The 473-nt window shown below is 38.5% G+C and carries 1 protein-coding gene; it reads right to left on the bottom strand.

Features of this window, described 5'->3' with window-relative positions; all coding sequences use genetic code 11:
* Nucleotides 1–67 precede the first annotated feature (67 nt).
* Nucleotides 68–473 (bottom strand): TipAS antibiotic-recognition domain-containing protein (locus ACTD9P_RS29780; RefSeq protein WP_438870439.1); only part of this gene is annotated, 406 nt, incomplete at its 5' end.

The raw sequence follows: 473 nt of genomic DNA, 5'->3' as shown, positions 1-473 counted from the left end.
ATCTCATCTGTGCCGAGTAAAGTGGCCTCACTAATCCCTCCGCCCAATTGTATCCTCGATAATGATTTTAATGGGCACCACCCTTTTTTTGAGTATCTATATAAATTGTAATGGCATCACTCATGAGCTTCGCCAACCCTTCACCATACCGGTCGATGTTCTTAGTGAAGCGTTCATCTTCAATATATAGTTGACCTAATCCGTAAAAGGCATCAAAAGAATATTCACCAAAATTTTCATTGAGAAAATCAAACCACTCTTTGATAGCTGTTTGTACGTCTGGGGAATCGGGAGATTGGTTAATAAGGAGTGCAAATTTATTGAACATTGCAGTCCACTTATCAGATAAATCTTTTTGCTCACCATCAGTCATGTTTTTCAATCTAATATTTACCTTATCGACAGGTTGATCACCCCACCGTTTGCGGGCTTCTTGCTCATAAAGATTATCATTAAAGTTAATTCCCTCAAAC

Source organism: Pseudomonas onubensis (assembly GCF_965653655.1).
Lineage (GTDB): Bacteria > Pseudomonadota > Gammaproteobacteria > Pseudomonadales > Pseudomonadaceae > Aquipseudomonas.
This window is presented reverse-complemented; position numbering and strand designations above follow the sequence as displayed.